Origin of the sequence: Nocardioides aquaticus (assembly GCF_018459925.1) — a bacterium.
Taxonomy (GTDB): domain Bacteria; phylum Actinomycetota; class Actinomycetes; order Propionibacteriales; family Nocardioidaceae; genus Nocardioides; species Nocardioides aquaticus.
The window spans coordinates 302,163-324,256 of sequence record NZ_CP075371.1 but is presented as its reverse complement, the minus strand read 5'-3'; the positions used below and the strand labels follow the sequence as shown (position 1 = coordinate 324,256).

Sequence of the window (22,094 nt, the reverse complement as noted above, 5' to 3'; positions counted from 1 at the left end):
CTCAGCCCACCAGCGAGGCGACCCACTCCGGCACGAGCAGGCCGGCCGGGCCCTGGCGGGACTCGTGGAACCACCGGCTGCCCTCGCTGGGCTGCAGGTTGAGCTCGAGGGTGCGCGCGCCGTACGCCCGGGCCTGCTGCACGAACCCGGCCGCCGGGTAGACCGCGCCGGAGGTGCCCACCGAGACGAACAGGTCGGCCTCGACCAGGGCGTCGACGATCCGGTCCATCTCGTAGGGCACCTCGCCGAACCAGACCACGTCGGGGCGCAGCGCCGGGGCGGCGCAGCCCGGGCAGGGCGGCTGGTCGCCGAGCGCACCCGCCCAGCGGACCCGCCGGCCGCAGGCGGTGCACCACGCGGCCAGCAGCTCGCCGTGCATGTGGAGCACCGACGGCGACCCGGCGCGCTCGTGCAGGTCGTCGATGTTCTGCGTGACCAGCAGCAGGTCGTCGCCGAGCACCTCGCCGAGGCGGGCCAGGGCGTCGTGGGCCGGGTTGGGGTCGACCGCGCTGAGCGCGGCGCGGCGGGCGTCGTAGAACGCCTGGACCACCGACGGCGCGGCCTCGTAGGCCTCCGGGGTGGCGACGTCCTCGACGCGGTGGCCCTCCCACAGGCCGTCGGCGTCGCGGAAGGTCGGCACCCCGCTCTCGGCGGAGATGCCGGCACCGGTCAGCACGACGACCTTCACGGTCGCGATCCTAGGCCGTGCGCCCCGGGAGCTCAGGCCTCGGCGTACTCGAACCCGACCCGCAGCCCGTTGACGTCGGTGACCGTGATCCTCAGCGGGGTCTCCGTGCCGTCGCGCGCGACCAGGGTGCACTCGCCGGTGGCGTCCGGCTCGCCCGGCAGCTCGCCGCACTCGACGGACCCGAACGGGATCGCCTGGGCGCGCAGCTGCCGGCCGATCGTGTCGGCGACCGACGGCCCGTCGATGAAGACCACCGAGTCGTAGTCGACGTCCTCTCCCTCGACGGCGGTGACGGTCGGGCGGATCCCGGTACGGCTGCCGTCGCCGGTGAAGACGGCCGCGCAGTCCTGGGTCGCGCCGACCTCGGCGACCAGCGGACCCTCACAGGTCACCTCGACCTGGTCCGCACCCTCGCCGCTGATGCTGCCCAGCAGGTCCGCCTCCAGCGCGGCCTGGTCGATCTCGGGCGCCGACGAGCCGACCGAGACGCTGCCCGAGCACGCGGCGAGCGGGAGCAGCAGGGCGAGGCCGGCCAGACGGGGCGCGCGGGGCGAGGTCACCCAGGCAGAGTCGCACGCCCGACCGCCGAGATGACGCTCGCGGCGCGCCCAGTTGACGCTCGCGGCGCGCCGAGATGACGTCTGCGGGCACCGCGGCACGCCCGGGGACCGCCGACCGCGGCCCTGGCAGGCTGGGGTCATGTCCGTCATCAAGATCAACGCCATCACCGTGCCCGCCGGCTCCGGCGACGAGCTCGCCCACCGCTTCGCGGCCCGCGCGGGCGCCGTCGACGGCGCCGACGGGTTCGAGGGCTTCGAGCTGCTCAAGCCCACCGACGACCGCGACCAGTGGCTCGTGCTGACCCGCTGGCGCGACCAGGAGGCGTTCGACGCCTGGGTGGGCTCGCAGAGCTTCGCCGACGGCCACCGCTCCGCCGTCGAGCGTGCGGGCGGCGAGGCCCCGAAGCCCGTCTCGACCCACAGCGAGGTCTGGTCGTACGAGACCGCGGGCGGCTCGACCCCGCGCTGAGCGCGTGCCGGGTCAGACCGGTGCGCGCAACAGCGGCGGGTGCAGGGAGGTCGCGGCGCCGGCCCGGTAGAGCCTGGCCGGCCGCCCACCGTCGCGGGCGGTCGTCCCCCCGGTGGCCTCCAGGAACCCGGTCGTGCCGGTCACCTTGCGGTGGAAGTTGCGGGGGTCCAGCGGCCGGTCCCAGACCACCTCGTAGACGTGGCGGAGCTCGCCGACGGTGAACTCGCGCCCGCAGAACGCGGTGGCCAGCGGGGTGTACTCGAGCTTGGCCCGGGCCCGCTCGACGCCGTCGCGCAGGATCGCGGCGTGGTCGAAGGCCAGCGAACCGGGGTCCTCCGCGGGCCGGTCGACGAGGTCGGCGACCGGCTGCCACCGGGCGTCGGCGGCGTCCGTGCCTGCCACCGGGACCGGCAGGTCGGCGGCCAGGGCGATGTAGGCGACGGTGACGGTGCGCATCCGCGGGTCGCGGTCCGGCGCGCCGTACGAGCCCAGCTGCTCGAGGTGCACCTGCCCGGCGCTCACCCCGGTCTCCTCCGCCAGCTCGCGGCCGGCCGCGGCGGGGAGGTCCTCCTCGGGGCGCAGGAACCCGCCGGGCAGCGCCCACCGGCCCACGTACGGCTCCTCGCCGCGGCGGACCGTCAGCGCCTGCAACCGGTCCTCGCGGACGGTCAGCACGACGAGGTCGACGGTGACGGCCACGCCCGGGTAGTCGGTCATGGGACGACCCTACCCCCTTCATGTCATCTTGACGATTACCGGTCCGGCGCCTTATCGTCAGATTGACATCAACCGATCGAGAGGAAGACCGATGGCCGACATCGCCCGCTACCCGCTGGTCCGTCACCTGAGGGGCTCCAGCACCAGCCACGTCGAGCAGGTCCGCCACGGGCGGACCGTCCGCGCCGGCGTCGGGGCCTCGTTCTGGTTCCGCCCGCTGGGCGCCGTGCTCAACGAGGTCCCCGTCGACGACCGGGAGCTGCCGCTGCTCTTCCACGCCCGCACCAGCGACTTCCAGGACGTGACCGTCCAGGCGACGGTGACCTACCGGGTCACCGACCCGACCACGGCCGCCGGTCGCATCGACTTCTCGATCGGGCCCGACACCGGTCAGTGGCGCAGCACCCCGCTGGACCAGGTCGCCGGGATGCTGACCGAGTCGGCCCAGCAGTACGCGATCGACCTGCTGGCCACCGCGGACCTCCCCACCGCCCTGGCCTGGGGCGTCGGTCCGCTGCGCACGGCGGTCGCCGAGGGCCTGGCCGGCGACGAGCGGCTGGCCCAGACCGGGATCAGCGTGGTCGGCGTCCGCGTGGTCGCGGTCCGGCCCGAGCCGGAGGTCGAGAAGGCGCTGCGGACACCCACCCGCGAGCAGGTCCAGCAGCAGGCCGACCGGGCCACCTTCGAGCGCCGGGCCGTCGCGGTCGAGCGGGAGCGGGCGATCGGGGAGAACGAGCTGCAGACGCAGATCGAGCTGGCCCGGCGCGAGGAGCAGCTGGTGACCCAGCGTGGCGCCAACGCGCGCCGCGAGGCCGAGGAGGCCGCAGCCGCCGGCTCGGTCGCCGCCGAGGCCGCGGCCCGCCGTACCGTCCTCTCAGCCGAGGCCGGCGCCGAGAGCACCCGGCTCGCCGGCGCCGCCCAGGGCGAGGCGGAGGCCGCGCGGGTCGCGGCGTACGACGGGGTCGGCGACGCGGTGCTGCTCAGCCTCGCCGTCCGCGAGCTCGCGGCGAACCTGCCCCGGATCGAGACCCTGGTCCTCAGCCCCGACCTGGTCAGCACCGCGCTGGCCCAGCTGGGCGCGGGCAGGACGACGGCATGAGCCTCAAGCCCCGCGTGGTGGTCGTCCACCGCCGCACGGAGTACGACGAGCTGGTGGCGGCCCACGGGACCCGCGGCCAGGCCGCGTTCTTCCTCCGCTCCCGCGGCCGTGACATCGCCGAGCTCGAGGAGCGTCACCACCGGACGCAGGCGGCGATCGCCGACGCGGTCGCCGCCGTCCCGGTGGAGTGGCGACGTGGGAGCGTCGAGCGGGAGGACGTCTCGCGCTTCCTCTTCGCCCCGGAGGACGTCGTCGTGGTCGTCGGGCAGGACGGCCTGGTCGCCAACGTCGCGAAGTACCTCGACGGGCAGCCGGTGATCGGGGTCGACCCCGAGCCGGGCCGCAACGCCGGCGTCCTGGTCACCCACGCGGCGCGCGACCTCGGCGAGCTGCTCCACGGCACCGGTCACGTCACCGAGCGCACGATGGTGCAGGCCTCGCTGGACGACGGGCAGCGCCTCCTCGCGCTCAACGAGGTCTTCGTCGGCCACCCCACGCACCAGACCGCGCGGTACGAGCTGCGCCCGCCCGCCGCCGGCGGGGAGGCCCAGGCGTCGTCCGGGGTCATCGTGGCCACGGGGACCGGGGCGACGGGGTGGTGCTCGTCGGTGGCGCGGGAGCGGGGCAGCCGGCTGCCGATGCCGGCCCCGGGCGAGCCCCGGCTGGTGTGGTTCGTCCGCGAGGCGTGGCCGTCCCCGGCGACCGGGACGTCGCTGACCGAGGGCGAGCTGGCCGGCACGGAGCTGGCGCTCACCGTCACCTCGGACCGGCTGGTCGCCTTCGGCGACGGGATCGAGAGCGACGCGCTGACGCTGGGGTGGGGACAGACGGTCCGGGTCGGGCGGGCGGAGACGGCGCTGCGGCTGGTGGCGTGACGGGCGGTCGCGGGTCAGCCGCCGTCACGGTCCCCCGAGGATGCTGTCGGCGATGGTCTGCTCGAGCCAGGCGCGGTAGGCCACCCGGGACCAGCCGCCGGTGTCGCGCATCAGGAGGTGGACCTCGGGCGAGGTGAGCGTCCACACCACCTGTGCCGCCCGGCGCGCGGAGAGCCCCGGTCGCAACGGACCGCGTGCGGCGATCCAGCCCACGACCGTCCCCATCGCCGCGCGGCGCTGCCGCACCTGGATGTCCTCGCGCAGGGCAGCCGCCTCCCGGTCGACGGCGGCGGCGCCGCGCAGGACGTCGTCGAGGGGCCGGATGCGCTCGAGCTGGTCGGTGACCCCGGCCGCCAGCATCCTCACCTGCACCCGCTGGTCGGTGCTGTCGCGGAGCGCCTGCGGCCCGCTCCGGTCGAGGAGGTCCACCGGGGCGTCGTCCCCGCCGATCGCGACGTCGAGCACCTCCTTCAGCAGCTGGATCTTGGAGCCGAAGGTCTTGTAGACGGTGTCGGCCGAGACTCCGGCCGTGCCGGCGATCGCGGACATCGAGGTGCCCGCGTACCCGGTCTCCAGGAAGTGGCCGGTCGCCGCACGCACCAGGCGACGCCTCGTCTCCCGAGCCCGCTCCTCACGCAGGGCGGAGCTGTAGGGACGTCGACCTCTTGACGCGTCGGCACTCGGCGGCACATATTCATTCTAGTAGCACTAGAGTCAATGAGGCCGCGGACACGCGGGGACAGGAGCTTCGCCATGACCGGCACCCAGGCACCGCTCGAGGTCATGCACCGCATGTTCGACGAGGGGTTCGCCACCGGTGACGACGCCGTCGTCGACGAGCTGTGCTCGCCGGACCTCGTCGAGCACCAGTTCGGCCTCGCCGGCGTCGGGGCGGAGGCGATCGCCCACGTCAAGGCAGCCATCCGCGACGTCCACGGCGCCGTCCCGGACATGCGCTTCACCGTGGAGGACTCCGTCGTCGTCGGTGACCGGGTGTGGGTGAGGGTCCGAGGCCGTGGGACCAACACCGGGCCGTTCTTCGGCCCGCCCTCGGGTCAGCCGGTCGACATCACCGTCTTCGACCAGGCGCGCGTCGTCGACGGCCGGATCGTCGAGCACTGGGGGGTGCCCGACCGGTTCGCGCTGCTCGCGCAGACCGGGGTGCTCGCGCGTGTCGGCTGAGCGGTCGGAGCCGGTTCAGTAGTACCAGGGGTAGTCGGACCAGTCCGGCTCGCGCTTCTCGAGGAACTGGTCGCGCCCCTCCTGCGCCTCGTCGGTCATGTAGGCCAGCCGCGTGGTCTCCCCGGCGAACAGCTGCTGGCCGACCAGGCCGTCGTCGATCAGGTTGAACGAGTACTTCAGCATCCGCTGGGCGGTCGGCGACTTGCCGTTGACCAGCCGGCCCCACTCCAGGGCGGTGGCCTCGAGCTCGGCGTGCGGCACGGCCTTGTTGACGGTGCCCATCTCGACGCCCTCGGCGGCGGTGTAGGTCTGGCCGAGGAAGAAGATCTCCCGGGCCCGCTTCTGCCCGACCTGGCGGGCGAGGTAGGCCGACCCGAACCCGCCGTCGAAGGACCCGACGTCGGCGTCGGTCTGCTTGAACCGCGCCTCCTCGGCGCTGGCCAGGGTCAGGTCGCAGACGACGTGCAGGCTGTGGCCGCCACCGGCGGCCCAGCCGGGCACGACCGCGATGACGACCTTGGGCATGAAGCGGATCAGCCGCTGGCACTCCAGGATGTGCAGCCGCCCGAGGCGGGCCTTGTCGACGGTCTCGGCGGTCTCGCCCTCCGCGTACTGGTAGCCGGCGCGGCCCCGGATCCGCTGGTCGCCGCCGGTGCAGAACGACCACTTGCCGTTCTTCTCGCTCGGCCCGTTGCCGGTCAGCAGCACGCACCCCACGTCGCTGGCCGTGCGCGCGTGCTCGAGCACGCGCAGCAGCTCGTCGACGGTGTGCGGGCGGAAGGCGTTGAGGATGTCGGGACGGTCGAAGGCGATGCGTACGGTGCCGTGCGCGCGGGCCCGGTGGTAGGTCAGGTCGGTGAGGTCCTCGAACCCCGGCACCTCCTGCCACGCCTCGGGGTCGAAGATCCCGGACACTCCCTCGATCGCGCTCATGGGCGGCACGCTAGTCGGTGACGAACGGAACACCGGGGCCGGTCGGGACGTTGGACGGGGCATGACACTCGAGGGCGAGTACGAGCCGAGTCCGGAGAAGTGGGTGCGTGACCAGGTCGCCACCTACGAGGCCACCGGTGGCCGGGAGGCGAACACGCTGCCCGACCACCCCGACTGGCCGATCGTGGTGATCACCTCGCGCGGGGCGAGGTCGGGTCGGCTGCGCAAGAACCCGGTGATGCGGGTCGAGCACGAGGGGGCGTACGCCGCCGTCGCGTCGAAGGGCGGCGCGCCGGAGCACCCGACGTGGTTCCACAACTTCGTGGCCCACCCGGAGGTCGACCTGCAGGACGGCCCCGAGCCCCACACGTACCGCGCCCGGATCGTGGAGGGCGAGGAGCGCGCGGCCTGGTGGGAGCGCGCCGCGGCGGTCTATCCGCCGTACCTGGAGTACCAGGAGAGGACCGACCGGGAGATCCCGGTGTTCGTGCTCGAGCGCGTCTGACCCGCACCCCTGCTGCCCCAGCAGCCCCGGTCGACGGGCGAGTTTCGAACGTGTCGGGCTTTGCAGAGGCCGACATGTTCGGAAGTCCCCGGCCGGCCGGGGACTTCCGGTCCCGCCGGGTCAGGCGGTGCTGATCGTCACCGCGAGCCCGGCGAGGTGGCCGAGGCGGGCGAGCTCGGAGTCCAGGAACTCCGGGCCGCCGCGGCGCGCGATCACCACGATCTCGTTGCCGTCCAGGCGGGCGGCGGCGTAGAGGGTGTCCTCGTCGCCGGGCACCTCGAGGCGGCCGGAGCGCTCCAGCTCGACGAAGGCGAAGTGGTCGGGGGCCGCGCCGGTGCGGTGCAGGGCCCCGCGGGAGCGGTGCAGGCGCATCGCCCAGTCGGCGCGGAAGGTGCCGGGCAGGACGTCGATCAGCGCGTCCCGGGCCCGCGGGGGGTCGTCGCTGAGCTGCTCGACGGCCTCGAGGTCGAGGAAGAGGTTGCCGCCGGGGGCGTAGTGGCTGATCCAGATCACCTCGACGCCGTCGAGGTCGCTGCAGACCGAGACCACCGAGTCCGGCATCGAGCCGGGCGCCATCTCGAGCAGCACGTCGTCGACCGCGCGGCCGTCGTGACGCTTCTCGACGATCTCGATGGCGCCGATGTCGCCGCCGGCCTCACCGATCGCGGTCGCCAGTCGTCCCAACGACCCCGGGACGTCGGGCAGCTCGACACGCATCAGATAGGGCACGCGCGGCACCCTAACGGGCCCGCGTTGCGCGCCCGTTTCGGTGACCAGGGGACGGTCAGCCTTCCCCTGGTACGTCGGGCCCCGCGCCGCCGAGCCGCTGCCGCAGCCCGGTGGCCCGGACGGCCCGCCGCCCGATCGCGGCGCGCACCTCGGCCTCGGCGCCGACCACCACGACACGCCCCCGGGCCCGGGTGACCGCGGTGTAGAACAGCTCGCGGGTCAGCAGGCGGGAGCGGGCCGGGGGCAGCACGACCAGCACCTCGTCGGCCTGGCTGCCCTGGCTCTTGTGGATGGTCAGGGCGTGCATCGTCTCGACCTGGCCGAGCCGGCTGGGCGCGAGGTCCAGGGCCTGCGGGACCGCGGCGACCCGGGCGCGCAGGCCGCGGACGGGGTCGCGGACCACGACGCCGGCGTCGCCGTTGTGGACGCCGAGCCCGTAGTCGTTGGCGGTCACCAGGACGGGCCGCCCGGCGTACCAGGTCGCCCAGACCGGCTCCCCGGTCTCCTCGGCCACCCACCGCTCGACCAGGCGGTTCCAGTGGCGCACCCCGGCGGAGCCCTCGCGGTGCGCGCAGAGCAGCCGCTGCTGGTCGAGCAGCCGCAGCGCGGCCTCCGCCTCGCCGGACGCGGCGGCCCGGACCAGCTCCAGCGCCCGGGGCAGCACCAGCTCGCGCACCGCCGGGACCGGGTCGGGGTCCTCGACCAGGCGGAGGTGCTCGTCGCCGGACCGCAGGAGGTCCAGCGCCCGGTCGGCGTCGCCGTCGCGGACCGCGGTCGCCAGGTCGCCGATGGCGTCGCCGTAGCGGTGGGAGGTACGCAGGGCCGCGACCGCGAGGTGCTCGTGGCCGGCCAGCCCGGCGACCAGGTCGGCCAGCACCGCGCCGGCCTCGACCGACGTCAGCTGGTCGGGGTCGCCGACCAGGATCAGCCGGGTCGTGGGGCGCACGGCCTCGAGCAGCCGGGCGGTGAGGGTCAGCGACACCATCGAGGTCTCGTCGACCACCACCACGTCGTGCGGCAGGCGGTCGCCGCGGTGGTGGCGGAACCGGGTCGAGCTGCGCGGGTTGCTGCCCAGCAGCCGGTGCAGGGTCACCGCCTGCGGGCGGCCCACCCGCTCCTGGTCCACCGCGGGCAGCCCAGCCAGCTCCTCCTCCACCGCCTGCTGCAGGCGTGCCGCGGCCTTGCCGGTCGGGGCGGCCAGGGCGACCCGCGGGCGGGGCCGGCCGGCGACCTCGGCCTGCTCGGCCAGCAGCGCCAGCAGGGCCGCGACGGTCGTGGTCTTGCCGGTGCCAGGTCCCCCGGTGAGCACGGTGGTCCGCTGGGTCAGGGCCGTGCGTGCGGCGGCGCGCTGCTCGTCGTAACCGGGCAGGGGGAAGACCCGGTCGAGCCCGGTCTCCAGCGCGGTGCTCTCCACGTCGGTCGGCGCGTCCAGCGGGGGCCGGGCCAGGAGGTCGTCGCAGACCTGCTGCTCCTCGCGCCAGTAGCGGTCGAGGTAGAGCAGCCGGTCCTCCAGCAGCCGCAGCACCGTGGCGCCACCCTCGGACGGCCGGGTCAGCGCGCTGGCCCGTACGGCGGCGTACCAGGCACCGGGCTCGGGCCAGGGCAGCACGGCCGCCGGGTCCTCCCCCGCCTCGGGCTCCGCGTCCGGTTCCGAGCCCGCGGCCGCGGCCGCCGGGTCGTCGGGCACCTCGGTCCACAGCACCACCTCCTCGGCGACGGTGTGCAGGTCGACGCAGACCGAGCCCCCGCGGACGGCGCGGACGGCCAGCGCGAGGGCCAGCGCGACCTGCTCGTCGCGCTCGCCGAGCGAGGCGCACAGCCGCTGGGCGACGTGCACGTCGACCGCCTCGAGCACCCCGGCGTCGTTGAAGGTGCGCAGCAGCCCGGTCGCGCCGCGCGCACGCCGGTGGTCCCAGGCGTCCTCGGAGGTGACGTCGGCGCCGGTGGCGGGTGCGGTGGTCACGTCGGTCCCCGTCCGTCGAGCAGGTCGGAGAGCGCCAGGACCAGGGCGGTCGGCGGTCGCCAGGAGAAGACCCCCGCGGGGTGGCCGTCGGTCACCGGGGTGTCCACCCCGGCCATCCCGCGCAGGTAGAGGTAGAGCAGGCCGCCGAGGTGGCGGTCGGGGTCGTACCCGGGCTGGCGCCAGCGCAGGAAGCGGTGCAGCACCGCGGTGTAGAGCAGGGCCTGGAGCGGGTAGTCGGAGTGCAGCATCGCCGCGGTCACCCGGTCCGGGGCGTAGTCGGCGGTGGTCAGCGACTGCTCGGGGTCGCCGAGGCGGTTGGTCTTGTAGTCGACGACGACGTAGCGCGGGTCGGCCCCCGCGGTCTCACGCAGGCGCAGGACGACGTCGATCGAGCCCGACAGGTAGCCCCGCAGGGGCTGGTCGCCGAGCCCGGGGGCGAGCAACCGGTCGGCGTACGGCGCGACCGGGTCGTCGGGGGCGAGGTGGGTGCGCAGGAGCCGGCCGACGTCGGCCAGCACGGCCTCCGCCGCCGCACCGCCGGCCGCCACCAGGTCGCCGCCGCCCAGCGGCAGCTCGAAGTCCAGCTCGCAGAGCCGGTCGGCCAGCGCGACCGAGCGCAGCGTCCGCCCGGGGGCGAGCGGCCCGAGCGGGGTGTCGTGCAGGGGGACGAGCGCCGCGGCCAGCGCGGCCGGCGCGACCTCGACCGGCCAGAACGCGGCGTGCTCGCGCACCCGCGCCTCGAGCTCCTCGGCGAGGTCGGGCGCGTCGGGGTCGGCGTCCTCCAGCACCGCGTGGACCAGGGAGCCGAACGCGGCCCCCGACGGCAGGTCCGCCATCGGGGAGGCGACGTCGTGCGTGCCGGCGGGCCCGTCGGACCGTGGCTCGTCACCGGTGGCCAGCAGGTCGTCGGCCTCGTCGTCGAGCGCACCGACCTCGGGCTCGCTGGTCGCGCCGCGGGCCTCCTCGGCCGCGCGGACGAGCCCGGAGTACGACGTGCGCCGCCACCCGGCGTCGATCGGGCGGGTGAAGCGCCGGACCCCGAGCCGGCCCACGTCGGTGGGCAGCGGCACGGCCGGCGGCGCGGCGACCAGGGACTGCTCGACGCGCGGCCCCCCGACGGACTGCCACGCCCGGAGCTGGGCCAGCACGTCGGTGTCGGCCGGCTTCTCCGACAACCGCTCGGGGACCTCGGCCTGACCGGGCCGGCGGTCGCGCAGCAGGCGGGACAGCCCGCCGTTGGGCTCGTCGTACGACGGCGCCCACCAGGCCACGACCTGCGACTGGGCGCGGGTCAGCGCGACGTAGGTCAGCCGGGTGGCGTCGCCGGCCTCCTCGGAGCGGCCGCGGGCCTCGACCTCGCGTGAGCCGGGCCGCGACCCGCCGACGTCGAGGCAGCGCTGGTCGCCCTCGTGGTGCAGCACGCTCTCGCGCTGCTGGACGTTGCGGTTGAAGGCGAAGGGCAGGTAGACGACCGGGAACTGCAGGCCCTTGGCCACCCAGACGGTCATCACCTGCACCGCGGCCGCGTCGCTGTCGAGCCGCCGGTTGCGCACGGCGTCGCCGCCCTCGTCGCGCCGCTGCGCGCGCAGCCACTCGAGCAGGGCGGGCAGGCCGAGGCGGTCGCGGTGGGCCGTCTCGTGCAGCACCTGTCCGACGTGGGTGAGGTCGGTGAGGTCGCGCTCGCCGCCGCGGTGGGCCAGCACCCGTGCAGCCATCCCGTCGGCGACGGCCGCCTCGAGCACGGCCGCGACCCCGCGACGGCGGGCGTGGTCGGCCCACCGGCGCAGCGTCTCGGCCACCTCGTCGGTCAGGTCGTCCCCGCGCCGCCCCAGCTCGGCGGGGGTGCGGCCGAGGAACGGGGTGACCGCGGCCGCGCGGACCAGGCCGGCGCGGTACGGCTGCTCGAAGGCCTCCAGCAGGGCCAGCCAGTGCTCGGCCGCGGCCGAGCCGAGGACGTCGCTGTCGCCGGTGTAGACCGCGGGCACCCCGGCGGCGGCCAGCGCGTCCCGGCAGGTCCGGGCGTCCCCGTGGCGCTCGACGATCACGGCGACGTCGCGGGCCTCCACCGGGCGACCGTCCCAGGTCGCGCCGGAGGCCAGCAGGCCGGCGACGTCGGCGGCCAGGTCGGCGGCGACGTGCGCGCGGACGCGGTCCATGGGCACGGTCCGGGTCGTGCGGATGTCGAACTTCTCGCGGGTCACCACGCGCAGCCGGAACGGGTCGTTGCACGGGGCGCCGCGCAGGCGTCCGGTCGCCTGGTGGGCGCCGACGTCGCGCACCACGATGTCGGGATGGCCCAGGGCGGCGCCGCGCAGGACCGCCAGCAGGCTGTCGACCAGCGGGCCGTCGCTGCGGTAGTTGGTGGCCAGGGTGCAGCGCTGCTCGGCGCTGCGCGCCGCCTGCAGGTAGGTCACCACGTCGCCGCCACGGAAGCCGTAGATGGCCTGCTTGGGGTCCCCGATCAGCACGACGGTCGCGTGGCCGGCGAAGGCCCGCTCGACCACCTGCCACTGGACCGGGTCGGTGTCCTGGAACTCGTCGACCATCACCACCCGCCAGCGCGTCCGCATCCGCTGCCGCGCCGGGGCGTCGGGGTCGGCCAGCGCGTCGGCGAGCCGGCCCAGGAGGTCGTCGTAGCCCAGCACGCCCATCCGCCGCTTGCGCCGCTCGAGCTCGGCGAGCACGTCGCGCGCGAACCCCACCCGCACCGCGGCCGTGGTGCCGGGCTCGGGGTCGCGCGGCGTCAGGACGGCGCCCGGGTTGGCCACGGCCGTGGTGGCCAGCGCGAACGCGGCGGCCCGGGTCAGCTCCGGGTCCTCGACGGCCTGGCCGAAGCGCGCGAGGTAGAGGTCGTCGACGATCTCCCCCACGAGGTCCGAGAGGTCCTCGACCAGCGTCACGCCCGAGTCGCTGTCACCGGCCACGCCCAGCGAGCGGAGCACGAGCTGGCAGAACTGGTGCGTGGTGGCGATCGTGGCCGCGTCGAAGTCCGCCAGCGCGTCGCGCAGGCGTCGCTCGCGGTCCCCCAGCTCGTCGGGGTCGGCGTCGAGCAGGTGGTCCAGCAGCGGCGTCGTGACGCCGTCGTACGCCGCCCCGCCCGACCCCACCGGGTCGCCCTCCCGAGCCGCCCGGGCGCCGCGCAGCGCGTCGTGCGCCTCGTCGAGCTGGTCCCGGACGCGCTCGCGCAGCTCCTGGCTGGCCGCGCGGCCGAAGGTGATCAGCAGCATCTCCTCGAGCCGGGCGCGGCCCTCGGCGACGTAGCGGGCGACCAGGCCGGCCAGGGTGTAGGTCTTGCCGGTGCCGGCGCTGGCCTCGAGCACGGTCGTGGTGGGTCCCTCGGGCAGGGCCCCGAGCAGGTCGAAGGGCACCAGGTCGTCGGGGGCGGCCGCGCCGGTCGCGGAGGAGGTCACAGCCGCACCTCCGCCCGCAGCAGGGGCAGCCACAGCCGGGCCGCCAGGGCGCCGAGCCGGGTGCTCTCGCCCTCGACCTGCTCGTCGGCGCGGGGCTCGCCGAGCAGGACCGACAGGGGCGCTCGGGGACCCCACACGCGCACGTGGGCCGGCTCGGCGTCCTCCGCGGGATAGCGGCCGCTGGTCCACTCGCGGCCCGCGGCGTGCACCGGGTCGTCGTGGCTGTGCCGCGCGGTGGCCCACGCGTACGACGTCTTCACCGGCAGCGGCAGCGGCTCGCGCCGGCCGGCGTCGTAGAGCCGGACGAGGTCCTCGAGGACCGACTGGGGCTCCTCGTCGGGCGGGCCGAGCAGGACCTCGCGGACGCCGGTCCCCCGACCGCCGGCGCGGCCGACGACCACCGAGGTCCAGTGCTTGTCGGGGTCGTGGCTGGCCAGCGCGAGCATGCGTACCCAGGCCTCGACGAGGTGCTTGCCGGACAGCTTGGAGTAGGTCCGCGCCACCAGCCTGCCCTCGTGCACCGGGGCGACGGTGCCGGTGACCCGGCGCCCGCTGCGCAGCGTCACGTCCACGTCGTGGGCGCGGGCCTCCCCGCGGCGGTGGACGTGGACGGCGCGGGCGATCACCTCGGCCTGGGCCGCGGCGTCCTTGGCCTTGCGCCAGCCCAGCCGGCCCGGCGGCAGCTGGCCGCGGCGCCACTCGGCGGCCAGGGCGGCCTCGGGGCGGGTGCCGCGCAGCATGTCCTCGAGCATCCGGTTGCCCACGCCCCAGGTCTCGAGGCCGCCGATCTCCACCGGCATCGCGTCGCTGACGCCGTCGGCCTCCCAGGGAAGGCTGACGTCGAGGGCACGGAAGAAGCCCCGCACGGGGTCGCGCAGGAAGGAGACCAGCGCGGCGAGCGGCACGTCGTCGACCACGTCGGGTCCGCCGGAGCCGGCCGGCGAGGCCAGCGGTCCGTCCAGGAACGGCGGCGCCTCGGGGCGCGGTCGGCTCATCACCCGCGCGGCCGCGAGCACGGCCGGGTCGAAGGTGAACGGGCCCGGCGTGCCGAGCCGGCCGTCGGCGGCCGCGCGGGGGTCGAACGGCTGGAGGGGGTGCTCGACCAGGACCTGCTCGCGCACGGGCGCCACCGTTGTGCGGTCGAGGGCGTCGAGGAGCTCGCCCAGCGGGACCGCGGGCGGGCGGCGCCGGCCGGTGTGCTCGTCGGCGCCGGTGAAGGTGACCACGAGCGTGCCCGTGGTCGCCCCGATCGCGTCCAGGAGCAGCTGCCGGTCCTCGGAGCGGGCGTCGCGCTCGCCCGTCAGCGGGGTGCGGGCCAGGACGTCGTCGCCGTCGACCGCGCCCTGCCGCGGGAAAACGCCGTCGTCCAGGCCGACCAGGCACACGACCCGGTGCGGCACCGACCGCATCGGCACCATGGTGGCCACGGTCAGGCTGCCGCTGCGGAAGTTGGCCCGGGTCGGCCGGCCGGCCAGGTGGTCCGCCAGCAGCGCGCGGACGTCGCGCAGCCGCAGCTCCACGCCGGCCCGCTCGCCGGCGTCGGCCAGCACCGCCGCGAGCTCGCGGTGCACCTGCCCGGTCTGCCAGGTCTCCCCTCGCTCGGGCCGGGTCAGGGAGGCCACCGCCCGCCCCAGCGCGTCCAGCCAGGTGGCGAGCGACTGCGGGCCGGTGAGCTCCTCCAGCGCGACGGCGAGCCGGTCGACGTACTCGGCCAGGCGTCCGGCCAGGTCGATCCGGTTGCTGCCCACGTCGTCGAGCGGCAACGTGGTGCCGACCCAGGCGCGGGAGTCGTCGGAGAGCGCCACCCCGGCCAGCACCCGGTCGAGGCCGAAGCGCCAGGTGTTCTGCACGAACCCGGCCAGGCCGTACGGCGCCCGCTGCTCGGAGTCCAGGCCCCAGCGCACGCCGGACTCGCGCACCCAGTCGGTCACGGCCTCGAGGTCGTCGTCGTCGAGGGAGAACCGTCGGCGTACCGGGGGCTGCTGGAGCAGGTCGAGCACCAGGCTGGCCGTGACCCGGCCGCCGGCGAGGTCGAGCAGGGAGGCCGCCACCGCCAGCAACGGGTTGGTCCGCACCAGCGCGCGGTCGGCCAGCCGGACCCGCAGCCGGTGCCCCGGGTGCCGTCCGGGAGCCGAGCCCTCGGTCTCGCCCACGGGCTCGGGCGGGGCCTGGTCGGCGTCCACGCCCAGCCCGAACGCCGCCGTCACCAGCGGGGCGTAGGTCTCGATGTCCGGGCACATCACGAGGATGTCGCGGGGCTCCAGCGTGGGGTCGTCGGCCAGCAGGCCGAGCAGGACCTCGCGCAGCACCTCGACCTGCCGGGCGGGACCGTGGCAGGCGTGCACCTGCATGCTGCGGTCGGCGGGGTCGTGGTGGCGACCGGCCGGGCGGACCTCGTTGGCGCGCAGGTCGGACTGCAGCCACGACAGCAACAGGCCCCCGGACCCCGGCGACCCGTCCGGCGACCCGTCCGGCGACCCGTCCCTCGACCCCTCCGGCGCCCCGTCGAGCGGCTCGTGCACGTGCTCCACCAGGTCCGTCGGCGCGCAGCTTCGCAGGCTGCGCTGCAGCTCGCGGACGTCGCGGCCTAGCGTGGCCAGCAGCGGGTGCTCGGCGTCGTTGTGCGCGGGGTCGTCGCGGCGCGGCACGGGCCCGCGTGGCACCTGGCCGGCGCCCAGGCGGGCGTCGAGCCGGCGCCACAGCTCGTCGCTGGGGTGCGGCCAGAAGAGGTGGAGGTCGTGGTGGTCGGCGAGCGCGACGAGCAGCTCGAGCTCGGCGCGCGGCATCCGGGTGTGGCCGAGCAGGCTCACCCGCGCGGGCAGGTGGGCCACCGGCCCCGACCGCAGCCGGGTCAGCGTCGCGGCGTGCCGCTCCGCCGGGGTCGGCTCGTGCACCCGCGCGGTCAGCGCCCGCCACAGCGGCGGCTGCCAGGCGAGGTCCCCGGGCAGGGCGCGCTCGGGCTCCCCGTCGCGGTCGACCCCGTCGACGTCGTCGCCGCGCGACCAGGCGGCGAGCAGGTCGGGGCGCTGCGCGGCGTACGAGGCGAGCAGGCCCGCGAGCCGGCGGGCCACGGCGTACCGGCGGCTGCGCCGCAGCTCGGCCTCCTCGCCGTCGAGGTCACGGCCGAGGTGCACGGCGAGCGGCCGGGCCCACGGCTCGTCGGTGCTCGCGTCGAGGACCTCGAGCAGCGGCCAGGCCAGCACGCCGGGCGCCCACGGGTCGTCGTCGACGGTGTCGGTCAGCTCGGCCACCAGCGAGCGGGGCGAGCGGAAGTCGACCGCGGCGCACACGCCGTCGCCGGTCGCGCTGCCCGGCCCGGACCCGAGCCGGTGCGAGAGCCGCTGGCTGAGCCACCGCTCGGTGCCCTTGGCCGGGACGAGCACCAGGTCCCGCGCGAACGGGTCGGCCGGCGCGACCGCGAGCAGGTCGCCGAGCGCGGCGGCCAGGGCGTCGGTGCGCGCGGCGCGGTGGAGGTGGAGGGCCATGGTCCGCCCGAGGCTAGACGAGACCGCCGACGACGCCCGGAGGTCGTCCCCGGCTGCCGCCGCAACCGTCACCTCGACGCGCCGGAACCGTCACCTCGGCTGTCCGCGAGCGTCATCTCGGCTGGCCGCGCGCGTCATCCCGGCGGTCAGACCTCGCGGGTGGACAGCAGCCGGTTCGGGCGGAAGCGGGGACGCAGGTCGGGGTCGAAGCGCTGCGGGCGCTCGTGCTCGAACCCGCCGGTGCTCACCAGCACCCACCGCTCGACCGGGCCGTCCTGGCCGAGCACCCCGAAGGCCGCCCCGACGACCGCGGCGGCCACGGCGTCGCCGCAGGCCTCGTGGACCGGCGGCACGTGGAACTCCATCCGGTCCAGCTCCGCGCGCGTGCCCAGCAGCACCAGCGGGTGGTCCAGGGTCTCGCCGCACACCGCGCAGATCCGCGACAGGGCGCACTGGATGACGCGCTTCTTGTTGAGCACCCGCAGGGAGCCGCGCCCGTCGTCGTCCTCGCAGACGTACGGCACCGGTCCCCCCAGCTCGGGGTCCCGGGGCCGCTCGTCCAGGCCGGTGGTGCCGATCATCAGGACGCGGCCGCGGCGTACTTGCCGGTCTCCGGGCGGCGCGAGCCCAGCTGCTCGGCGCTCTTGCGACCCCGCGCGACCTCCATCTGCCCCTCCATGACGTCCTCGCGGTCGCCGGAGGTGAAGCGGTTGGGCAGCGAGAGCTTGATGATCGTGCGGAGCGCCTGGCCGTACTGCCGGTGCAGCGGGCCGGTGGTGTACGGCAGCTTGTACTTCTCGCACAGCTGGCGCACGCGCACCGAGATCTCGCCGTAGCGGTTGCTGGGCAGGTCGGGGAACAGGTGGTGCTCGACCTGGTAGCCGAGGTTGCCCGACAGGACGTGCAGCATCTCGCTGCCCTCGAAGTTGGCGGAGCCGAGCATCTGGCGCAGGTACCACTCGGGACGGGTCTCGTCCTCGATCTGCTCCTCGGTGAAGTGCATCGCCCCGTCGGGGAAGTGCCCGCAGAAGATGATCACGTAGGACCACAGGTTGCGGGTCACGTTGGCCGCGGCGTTGGCGTAGACCGTGGTCATGAAGTGCGGCCCCGACAGCGCCGGGTAGACGACGTAGTCCTTGACGGCCTGGCGGCGCCCCTTCTGCCAGATCTGCTTGAGCTGCTTCTTCATGACCTTGGGGTCCTTCTCGCCCTTGCGGATCGCCTCCAGGTCGAGGTCGTGCAGCGCGACGCCCCACTGGAACAGCGTGGCCAGGGCGGCGTTGTAGAGCGGCTGCCCCAGGTTGACCGGGTGCCACTTCTGCTCCCGCGCCATCCGCAGGATGCCGTACCCGATGTCGTTGTCGTAGCCGAGCACGTTGGTGAACTGGTGGTGCACGTAGTTGTGCGAGTGCTTCCACTGCTCGGCCGGCTGGGCGGTGTCCCACTCCCAGTTCGAGGAGTGCACCTCGGGGTCGTTCATCCAGTCCCACTGGCCGTGCATGACGTTGTGGCCGATCTCCATGTTCTCGAGGATCTTGGCCACGCCGAGCATCGCGCCGCCGACGACGGCGCCGGGCACCCGCGTCCTGCGGTGGTACGCCGAGACGCCCAGCGTGATCCGCGCCGCGGTCGCGAGACCGCGCTGCAGACGGATCATCTTGTAGATGTAGTCCGCGTCCTTGCTGTTCCGGCTCTCCTCGATCTCGGCGCGCAGGGCGTCGAGCTCGGCGCCGAGCTGCTCGACCTCCTCGGCGGTGAGGTGGGTGTACTCCTTGACGTCGGCGATGGCCATCGCGTCGTCCCTTCGGGTCGTCGTGTGTCGCGGTCTGGTGGTGCTCAGATGTCGAAGGTGCAGTCGCCCACGGGGGCGGTCACGCAGGTCTGCACGCTGCCGTTGGGCTCGGCGAACTCCTCGCCGTTGCGCAGGTCGCGGACCTTGCCCTCGACCATGGTCACGCTGCAGGTGTGGCAGATGCCGGCGCGGCAGCCGTACGGCATCCCGACGCCGGCCTGCTCGCCACCCTCGAGGACCGTGGTGGCGCCGTCGATCTCGACGCTCTTGCCCGAGCTGCGGAAGGTCAGGGTGCCCCCCTCGCCGCCCTCGCCGGTGAAGTTCACCGAGAACCGCTCCAGGTGGAGCCGGTCCTCGAGGCCGGCCTCGTCCCAGAACTCGCTGGCGGCGTCCAGCATCGGCCCGGGCCCGCAGGCCCAGACCTGGCGCTCCCGCCAGTCGGGGCACAGCTCGTCGAGGTGGTCCTCGAGCACCAGCATGCCGTCGTCGTCGGTGTAGCGCTCGTGCACCGTCAGCGAGTCGTGGCGCCCGGCGAGCTCGGCGAGCTCGTCACGGAAGATCATCCGGTCCTGCGTGGTGGAGGAGTAGCTCATCACCACGTCCGGCATCGTGCCGCGACGGTCCAGGGTGCGCAGCATGGACATCACCGGCGTCACGCCGCTGCCGCCGACCAGGAACAGGATCCTGGCCGGGGGCGGGTTGGGGAGCACGAAGTCGCCCGACGGCAGGGCCAGCCGGATGACGGTGCCCGGCTCCACGCCGTTGACCAGGTGCTGGGAGAGGAAGCCCTCGGGCATCGCCCGGACCGTGATGGCCAGGGTGCGTCCCCGCCGCCTCGGCGGGGTCGAGACGGAGTACGAGCGCCAGTGGAACCGGCCCCCGACCTGCAGCCCGATCCCGATGTACTGGCCGGGCTGGTGGGTGTAGCGCCAGCCCCAGCCGGGACGGATGACCACGGTGGCGGTGTCCTCGGTCTCCGGCACGACCTTCTCGATCACCCCGCGCAGCTCGCGGGTGGTCCAGAGCGGGTTGACCAGGGCCAGGTAGTCGTCGGGGAGCAGCGGGGTGGTCAGCTGGGCGCCCGCGCGGCGGACACCGTCCCAGGACAGACGATCTTTGACGGACACGCAGGACACCCTTTCGGCGGCGGACCTGCGTCAGTCAACACTCGTTCACCGAAAGTGACAACCCCCCGGGGGCCTGGTCGGACCGGGCGGCGTCAGCGCGACGCGGCCCGGCGCCCGGCGCGCTGCTCGGCACGCTGGGCGGAGACGCGGTCCTGCTCGTCGAGCTCCGCCAGGGCGTCCGGCTTGCCGTGGAACCGGCGGTAGCTGTAGATCATCAGGCCCAGCGCGATCGCTGCGGAGCCGAACTGGGTGACGGCGGTCCAGATGCCGCCGGGCAGCCACCACGAGTCCGGCAGGCTCCACCACTGCGGGGCCGGCGGGTCGATCGTCCAGAGCACGCCGCAGGCGACGAGGACCACCACGCCGACCAGGGTGACCGACATCTGCAGCGGGCCCGAGACGCTGCGGGCGGCCTCGCGCAGGGCGCGCCGCTTGACCGGGTCGAGGCGGCGCTCGGCCCACTCGTACTGCTGGGACAGCACGATCAGACCGGCCATGATGCACAGCAGGCCCGGCCCGGGCAGGATCAGGGCGGCGACGCCGATCAGGACGAGGAGCCAGCCGACGGTCTCCAGCACCACGCGTTTGACGGTGCCACCACCGGGGACGTTCATGCCTCGGATCATCCCAGATCCGCCCAAGCCGCGCGCGGGGGTTCTCACCCCGACCCCTCCCGGGCCCTCCCGCGCGCGGCCGGCCCACCGGCCGCTCCGGCCGCTCAGCCGGTGTGGTGGACCTCCTGCAGCCCGAAGACCGGGGTCGGGAGCCCGGCGTGCCGGGCCGTGAGCTGCAGCGCCAGGTAGAGCGAGTAGTGCCGCGACTGGTGCAGGTTGCCGCCGTGCATCCACAGGTTCTCGACCTGGGTCGGCTTCCACATGTTCCGCTGCTCGCCCTCCCACGGCCCGGGGTCCTTGGTGGTGTCGGACCCCAGGCCCCACACCTTGCCGAGCCGGTCCGCGGTGTCCTGGTCGACCAGGTCGGCCACCCAGCCGTTCATCGAGCCGTAGCCGGTGGCGTAGACGACGAGGTCGGCCGGCAGCTCCGTGCCGTCCTCCAGCACGACCGCGTCCTCGGTGAGGTGGTCGACCTGGCCGTGGGCCAGCTTCACCTCGCCGTTCGCGACGAGGTCGGCCGAGCCGACGTCGATGTAGTAGCCCGAGCCGCGGCGCAGGTACTTCATGAACAGCCCCGACCCGTCGTCACCCCAGTCGTGGCGGAAGCCGGCCCGCTCGAGGCGCTCGTAGAAGTCGGCGTCCTGCTCGGCCATCTTCTCGTAGGCCGGGATCTGGAACTCGTGCATGATCCGGTAGGGCAGGGAGGCGAAGATCAGGTCGGCCTTCTCGGTGGTCACCCCGGCCTCGAGCGCCCGCTCGGAGTAGAGGTCGCCAAGGCCGTGCTCCATCAGCGAGTGACTCTTGACGATGTGGGTCGAGGAGCGCTGGACCATGGTGACGTCGGCGTCGTTCTCCCACAGCGCCCCACAGATGTCGAAGGCGGAGTTGTTCGAGCCGACCACCACGACCTTCTTCCCGCGGTACGCGTCCGGGCCGGGGTGGCGCGAGGAGTGGTGCTGGTCCCCGCGGAACACGTCCTGGCCGGGCAGCTCGGGCACGTTCGGCTTGCCGGACATCCCCGTGGCCATCACCAGGTGCGTGGGGCGCAGCGTGACCGGCTTGCCCTCGCGCTCCATCTCGACGGTCCACTTCCCGGTCGCCTCGGAGAAGGTCGCGCTGGTCGCGGTGGTGCTCGACCAGTACGGCACCTCCATCACCGTGGTGTACGACTCCAGCCAGTCCCCGATCTTGTCCTTGGGGGCGAAGACCGGCCAGGTGTCGGGGAACTTCAGGTACGGCAGGTGGTCGTACCAGACGGGGTCGTGCAGGCACAGCGACTTGTAGCGGCTGCGCCACTGGTCGCCGGGGCGGGCGTGCTTGTCGATCACCAGCGACGGCACGCCGAGCTGGCGCAGCCGCGCCCCGAGGGCGATGCCGCCCTGCCCGCCGCCGACCACCAGGACGTACGGCTGGGTGGTCGAGCCGAGCTCCTCGGCCTCCTGCTGCTGCTGCTCGAGCCAGGTCGTGCGGTCCTTGGTGGCGCCGTGCTGCGCGCCCATCGGGCGGTGGGTGCCGCGCGGCTCCTCGTGGCCCTTCAGCTCGTAGAGCGTGGTGAGGAAGGTCCAGGCCTTGAGCTCGCCGCCCTCCTCGGTGAACCGGGCGACGCCGCGGCCGCGGCCGGTGGCGGTCTCGAAGGTGAACCAGGCGGTGGTCACCCCGTCCGCCTCCTCGGCCGGCTCCTCCAGCGCGAACCCGCTCGGCGCGGTGTGCGACAGCGTCGCGTGGAGCAGCTCCGCCACGCCGGACGGGTCCTCGACGGTGGTGATGTTCCAGGAGAAGGCCACCAGGTCGCGCCAGAAGCTGGTGGCGGCGAACATGCCGGCCGCGCGGTCGACGTCGCCGTCGGCGAGGGCCTGCTCGAAGGAGGCGAACCAGGCCGTGGCCCGGTCCTGCGGGGCGGTCGGTGTGTCGGGGCGTTCCAGGGTCTCGGTCATCTCATCCCTCCG

Annotated in this window: 19 protein-coding genes; 5 read left to right on the top strand and 14 right to left on the bottom strand. The window is 74.8% G+C overall.

What is annotated here, in order from left to right; all coding sequences use genetic code 11:
* Window position 1 precedes the first annotated feature (1 nt).
* Together ENKNEFLB_RS01600 and ENKNEFLB_RS01595 are read right to left on the bottom strand one after the other, a co-directional pair.
* Window positions 2-688 (bottom strand): NAD-dependent deacylase, encoded by a 687-nt coding sequence (locus tag ENKNEFLB_RS01600; protein WP_214057603.1) that lies wholly within the window; start codon window positions 686-688, stop codon window positions 2-4.
* A 32-nt stretch (window positions 689-720) separates the two neighbouring features.
* On the bottom strand, window positions 721-1,248 hold the full coding sequence (locus ENKNEFLB_RS01595) for a DUF4333 domain-containing protein (RefSeq protein ID WP_214057602.1): 528 nt from the start codon (window positions 1,246-1,248) through the stop codon (window positions 721-723).
* A gap of 139 nt (window positions 1,249-1,387) precedes the next feature.
* Here ENKNEFLB_RS01595 and ENKNEFLB_RS01590 point away from each other — a divergent pair, with 139 nt between their 5' ends.
* Entirely contained in the window at window positions 1,388-1,717 is a 330-nt protein-coding gene (locus tag ENKNEFLB_RS01590; RefSeq protein ID WP_160010192.1) for an antibiotic biosynthesis monooxygenase family protein, read from the top strand.
* A gap of 12 nt (window positions 1,718-1,729) precedes the next feature.
* Here the strand turns inward: ENKNEFLB_RS01590 and ENKNEFLB_RS01585 are convergent, their stop codons facing one another.
* Window positions 1,730-2,434 carry an NUDIX hydrolase gene (locus ENKNEFLB_RS01585; protein ID WP_214057601.1) on the bottom strand — a complete coding sequence of 235 codons (705 nt, stop codon included), beginning with the start codon at window positions 2,432-2,434 and terminating at the stop codon, window positions 1,730-1,732.
* A 91-nt stretch (window positions 2,435-2,525) separates the two neighbouring features.
* On the opposite strand from ENKNEFLB_RS01585, the gene ENKNEFLB_RS01580 reads away from it, so the two are divergent.
* Window positions 2,526-3,533, top strand: a complete 1,008-nt coding sequence (locus ENKNEFLB_RS01580; RefSeq protein WP_214057600.1) for an SPFH domain-containing protein — start codon at window positions 2,526-2,528, stop codon at window positions 3,531-3,533.
* On the top strand, window positions 3,530-4,408 hold the full coding sequence (locus ENKNEFLB_RS01575; protein ID WP_214057599.1) for a diacylglycerol kinase catalytic domain-containing protein: 879 nt from the start codon (window positions 3,530-3,532) through the stop codon (window positions 4,406-4,408). The genes ENKNEFLB_RS01580 and ENKNEFLB_RS01575 overlap by 4 nt, the downstream gene beginning before the upstream one ends.
* A gap of 24 nt (window positions 4,409-4,432) precedes the next feature.
* On the opposite strand, the gene ENKNEFLB_RS01570 is transcribed toward ENKNEFLB_RS01575, so the two are convergent.
* Window positions 4,433-5,008, bottom strand: a complete 576-nt coding sequence (locus ENKNEFLB_RS01570) for a TetR/AcrR family transcriptional regulator (protein ID WP_214057598.1) — start codon at window positions 5,006-5,008, stop codon at window positions 4,433-4,435.
* 153 nt (window positions 5,009-5,161) lie between these two features.
* On the opposite strand from ENKNEFLB_RS01570, the gene ENKNEFLB_RS01565 reads away from it, so the two are divergent.
* Entirely contained in the window at window positions 5,162-5,590 is a 429-nt protein-coding gene (locus tag ENKNEFLB_RS01565) for an ester cyclase (protein ID WP_214057597.1), read from the top strand.
* A gap of 15 nt (window positions 5,591-5,605) precedes the next feature.
* Here the strand turns inward: ENKNEFLB_RS01565 and ENKNEFLB_RS01560 are convergent, their stop codons facing one another.
* Window positions 5,606-6,523, bottom strand: a complete 918-nt coding sequence (locus tag ENKNEFLB_RS01560) for a 1,4-dihydroxy-2-naphthoyl-CoA synthase (protein WP_160010204.1) — start codon at window positions 6,521-6,523, stop codon at window positions 5,606-5,608.
* 61 nt (window positions 6,524-6,584) lie between these two features.
* Between ENKNEFLB_RS01560 and ENKNEFLB_RS01555 the strand changes: the two genes are divergently transcribed.
* On the top strand, window positions 6,585-7,028 hold the full coding sequence (locus tag ENKNEFLB_RS01555) for a nitroreductase family deazaflavin-dependent oxidoreductase (RefSeq protein WP_214057596.1): 444 nt from the start codon (window positions 6,585-6,587) through the stop codon (window positions 7,026-7,028).
* Window positions 7,029-7,148: 120 nt separating this feature from the next.
* Here the strand turns inward: ENKNEFLB_RS01555 and ENKNEFLB_RS01550 are convergent, their stop codons facing one another.
* The 9 genes from ENKNEFLB_RS01550 to ENKNEFLB_RS01510 all read right to left on the bottom strand — a co-directional run bounded on the left by ENKNEFLB_RS01550 (window position 7,149) and on the right by ENKNEFLB_RS01510 (window position 22,082).
* Window positions 7,149-7,757, bottom strand: a complete 609-nt coding sequence (locus ENKNEFLB_RS01550) for an ACT domain-containing protein (RefSeq protein WP_214057595.1) — start codon at window positions 7,755-7,757, stop codon at window positions 7,149-7,151.
* Window positions 7,758-7,812: 55 nt separating this feature from the next.
* Entirely contained in the window at window positions 7,813-9,720 is a 1,908-nt protein-coding gene (gene recD, locus ENKNEFLB_RS01545) for an exodeoxyribonuclease V subunit alpha (RefSeq protein ID WP_214057594.1), read from the bottom strand.
* Window positions 9,717-13,130: a UvrD-helicase domain-containing protein gene (locus ENKNEFLB_RS01540; RefSeq protein ID WP_246535780.1), complete on the bottom strand. Its 3,414-nt coding sequence runs from the start codon at window positions 13,128-13,130 to the stop codon at window positions 9,717-9,719. The genes recD and ENKNEFLB_RS01540 overlap by 4 nt, the downstream gene beginning before the upstream one ends.
* Window positions 13,127-16,615, bottom strand: a complete 3,489-nt coding sequence (gene recC / locus ENKNEFLB_RS01535) for an exodeoxyribonuclease V subunit gamma (RefSeq protein WP_214057593.1) — start codon at window positions 16,613-16,615, stop codon at window positions 13,127-13,129. Before recC ends, ENKNEFLB_RS01540 begins: the two co-directional genes overlap by 4 nt.
* 146 nt (window positions 16,616-16,761) lie before the next feature.
* The gene (locus ENKNEFLB_RS01530) at window positions 16,762-17,196 is read right to left on the bottom strand and encodes a hypothetical protein (RefSeq protein ID WP_214057592.1); all 435 of its coding nucleotides are present in this window, start codon (window positions 17,194-17,196) and stop codon (window positions 16,762-16,764) included.
* Window positions 17,196-18,407: a fatty acid desaturase family protein gene (locus ENKNEFLB_RS01525; RefSeq protein WP_214057591.1), complete on the bottom strand. Its 1,212-nt coding sequence runs from the start codon at window positions 18,405-18,407 to the stop codon at window positions 17,196-17,198. Before ENKNEFLB_RS01525 ends, ENKNEFLB_RS01530 begins: the two co-directional genes overlap by 1 nt.
* Window positions 18,408-18,451: 44 nt before the next feature.
* Window positions 18,452-19,534 (bottom strand): ferredoxin reductase, encoded by a 1,083-nt coding sequence (locus ENKNEFLB_RS01520; RefSeq protein WP_214057590.1) that lies wholly within the window; start codon window positions 19,532-19,534, stop codon window positions 18,452-18,454.
* A 92-nt stretch (window positions 19,535-19,626) separates the two neighbouring features.
* Complete coding sequence (locus tag ENKNEFLB_RS01515) at window positions 19,627-20,148, bottom strand: PGPGW domain-containing protein (RefSeq protein WP_214057589.1); 522 nt, start codon at window positions 20,146-20,148, stop codon at window positions 19,627-19,629.
* 104 nt (window positions 20,149-20,252) lie between these two features.
* Entirely contained in the window at window positions 20,253-22,082 is a 1,830-nt protein-coding gene (locus ENKNEFLB_RS01510) for a flavin-containing monooxygenase (RefSeq protein WP_214057588.1), read from the bottom strand.
* Window positions 22,083-22,094: the final 12 nt, after the last annotated feature.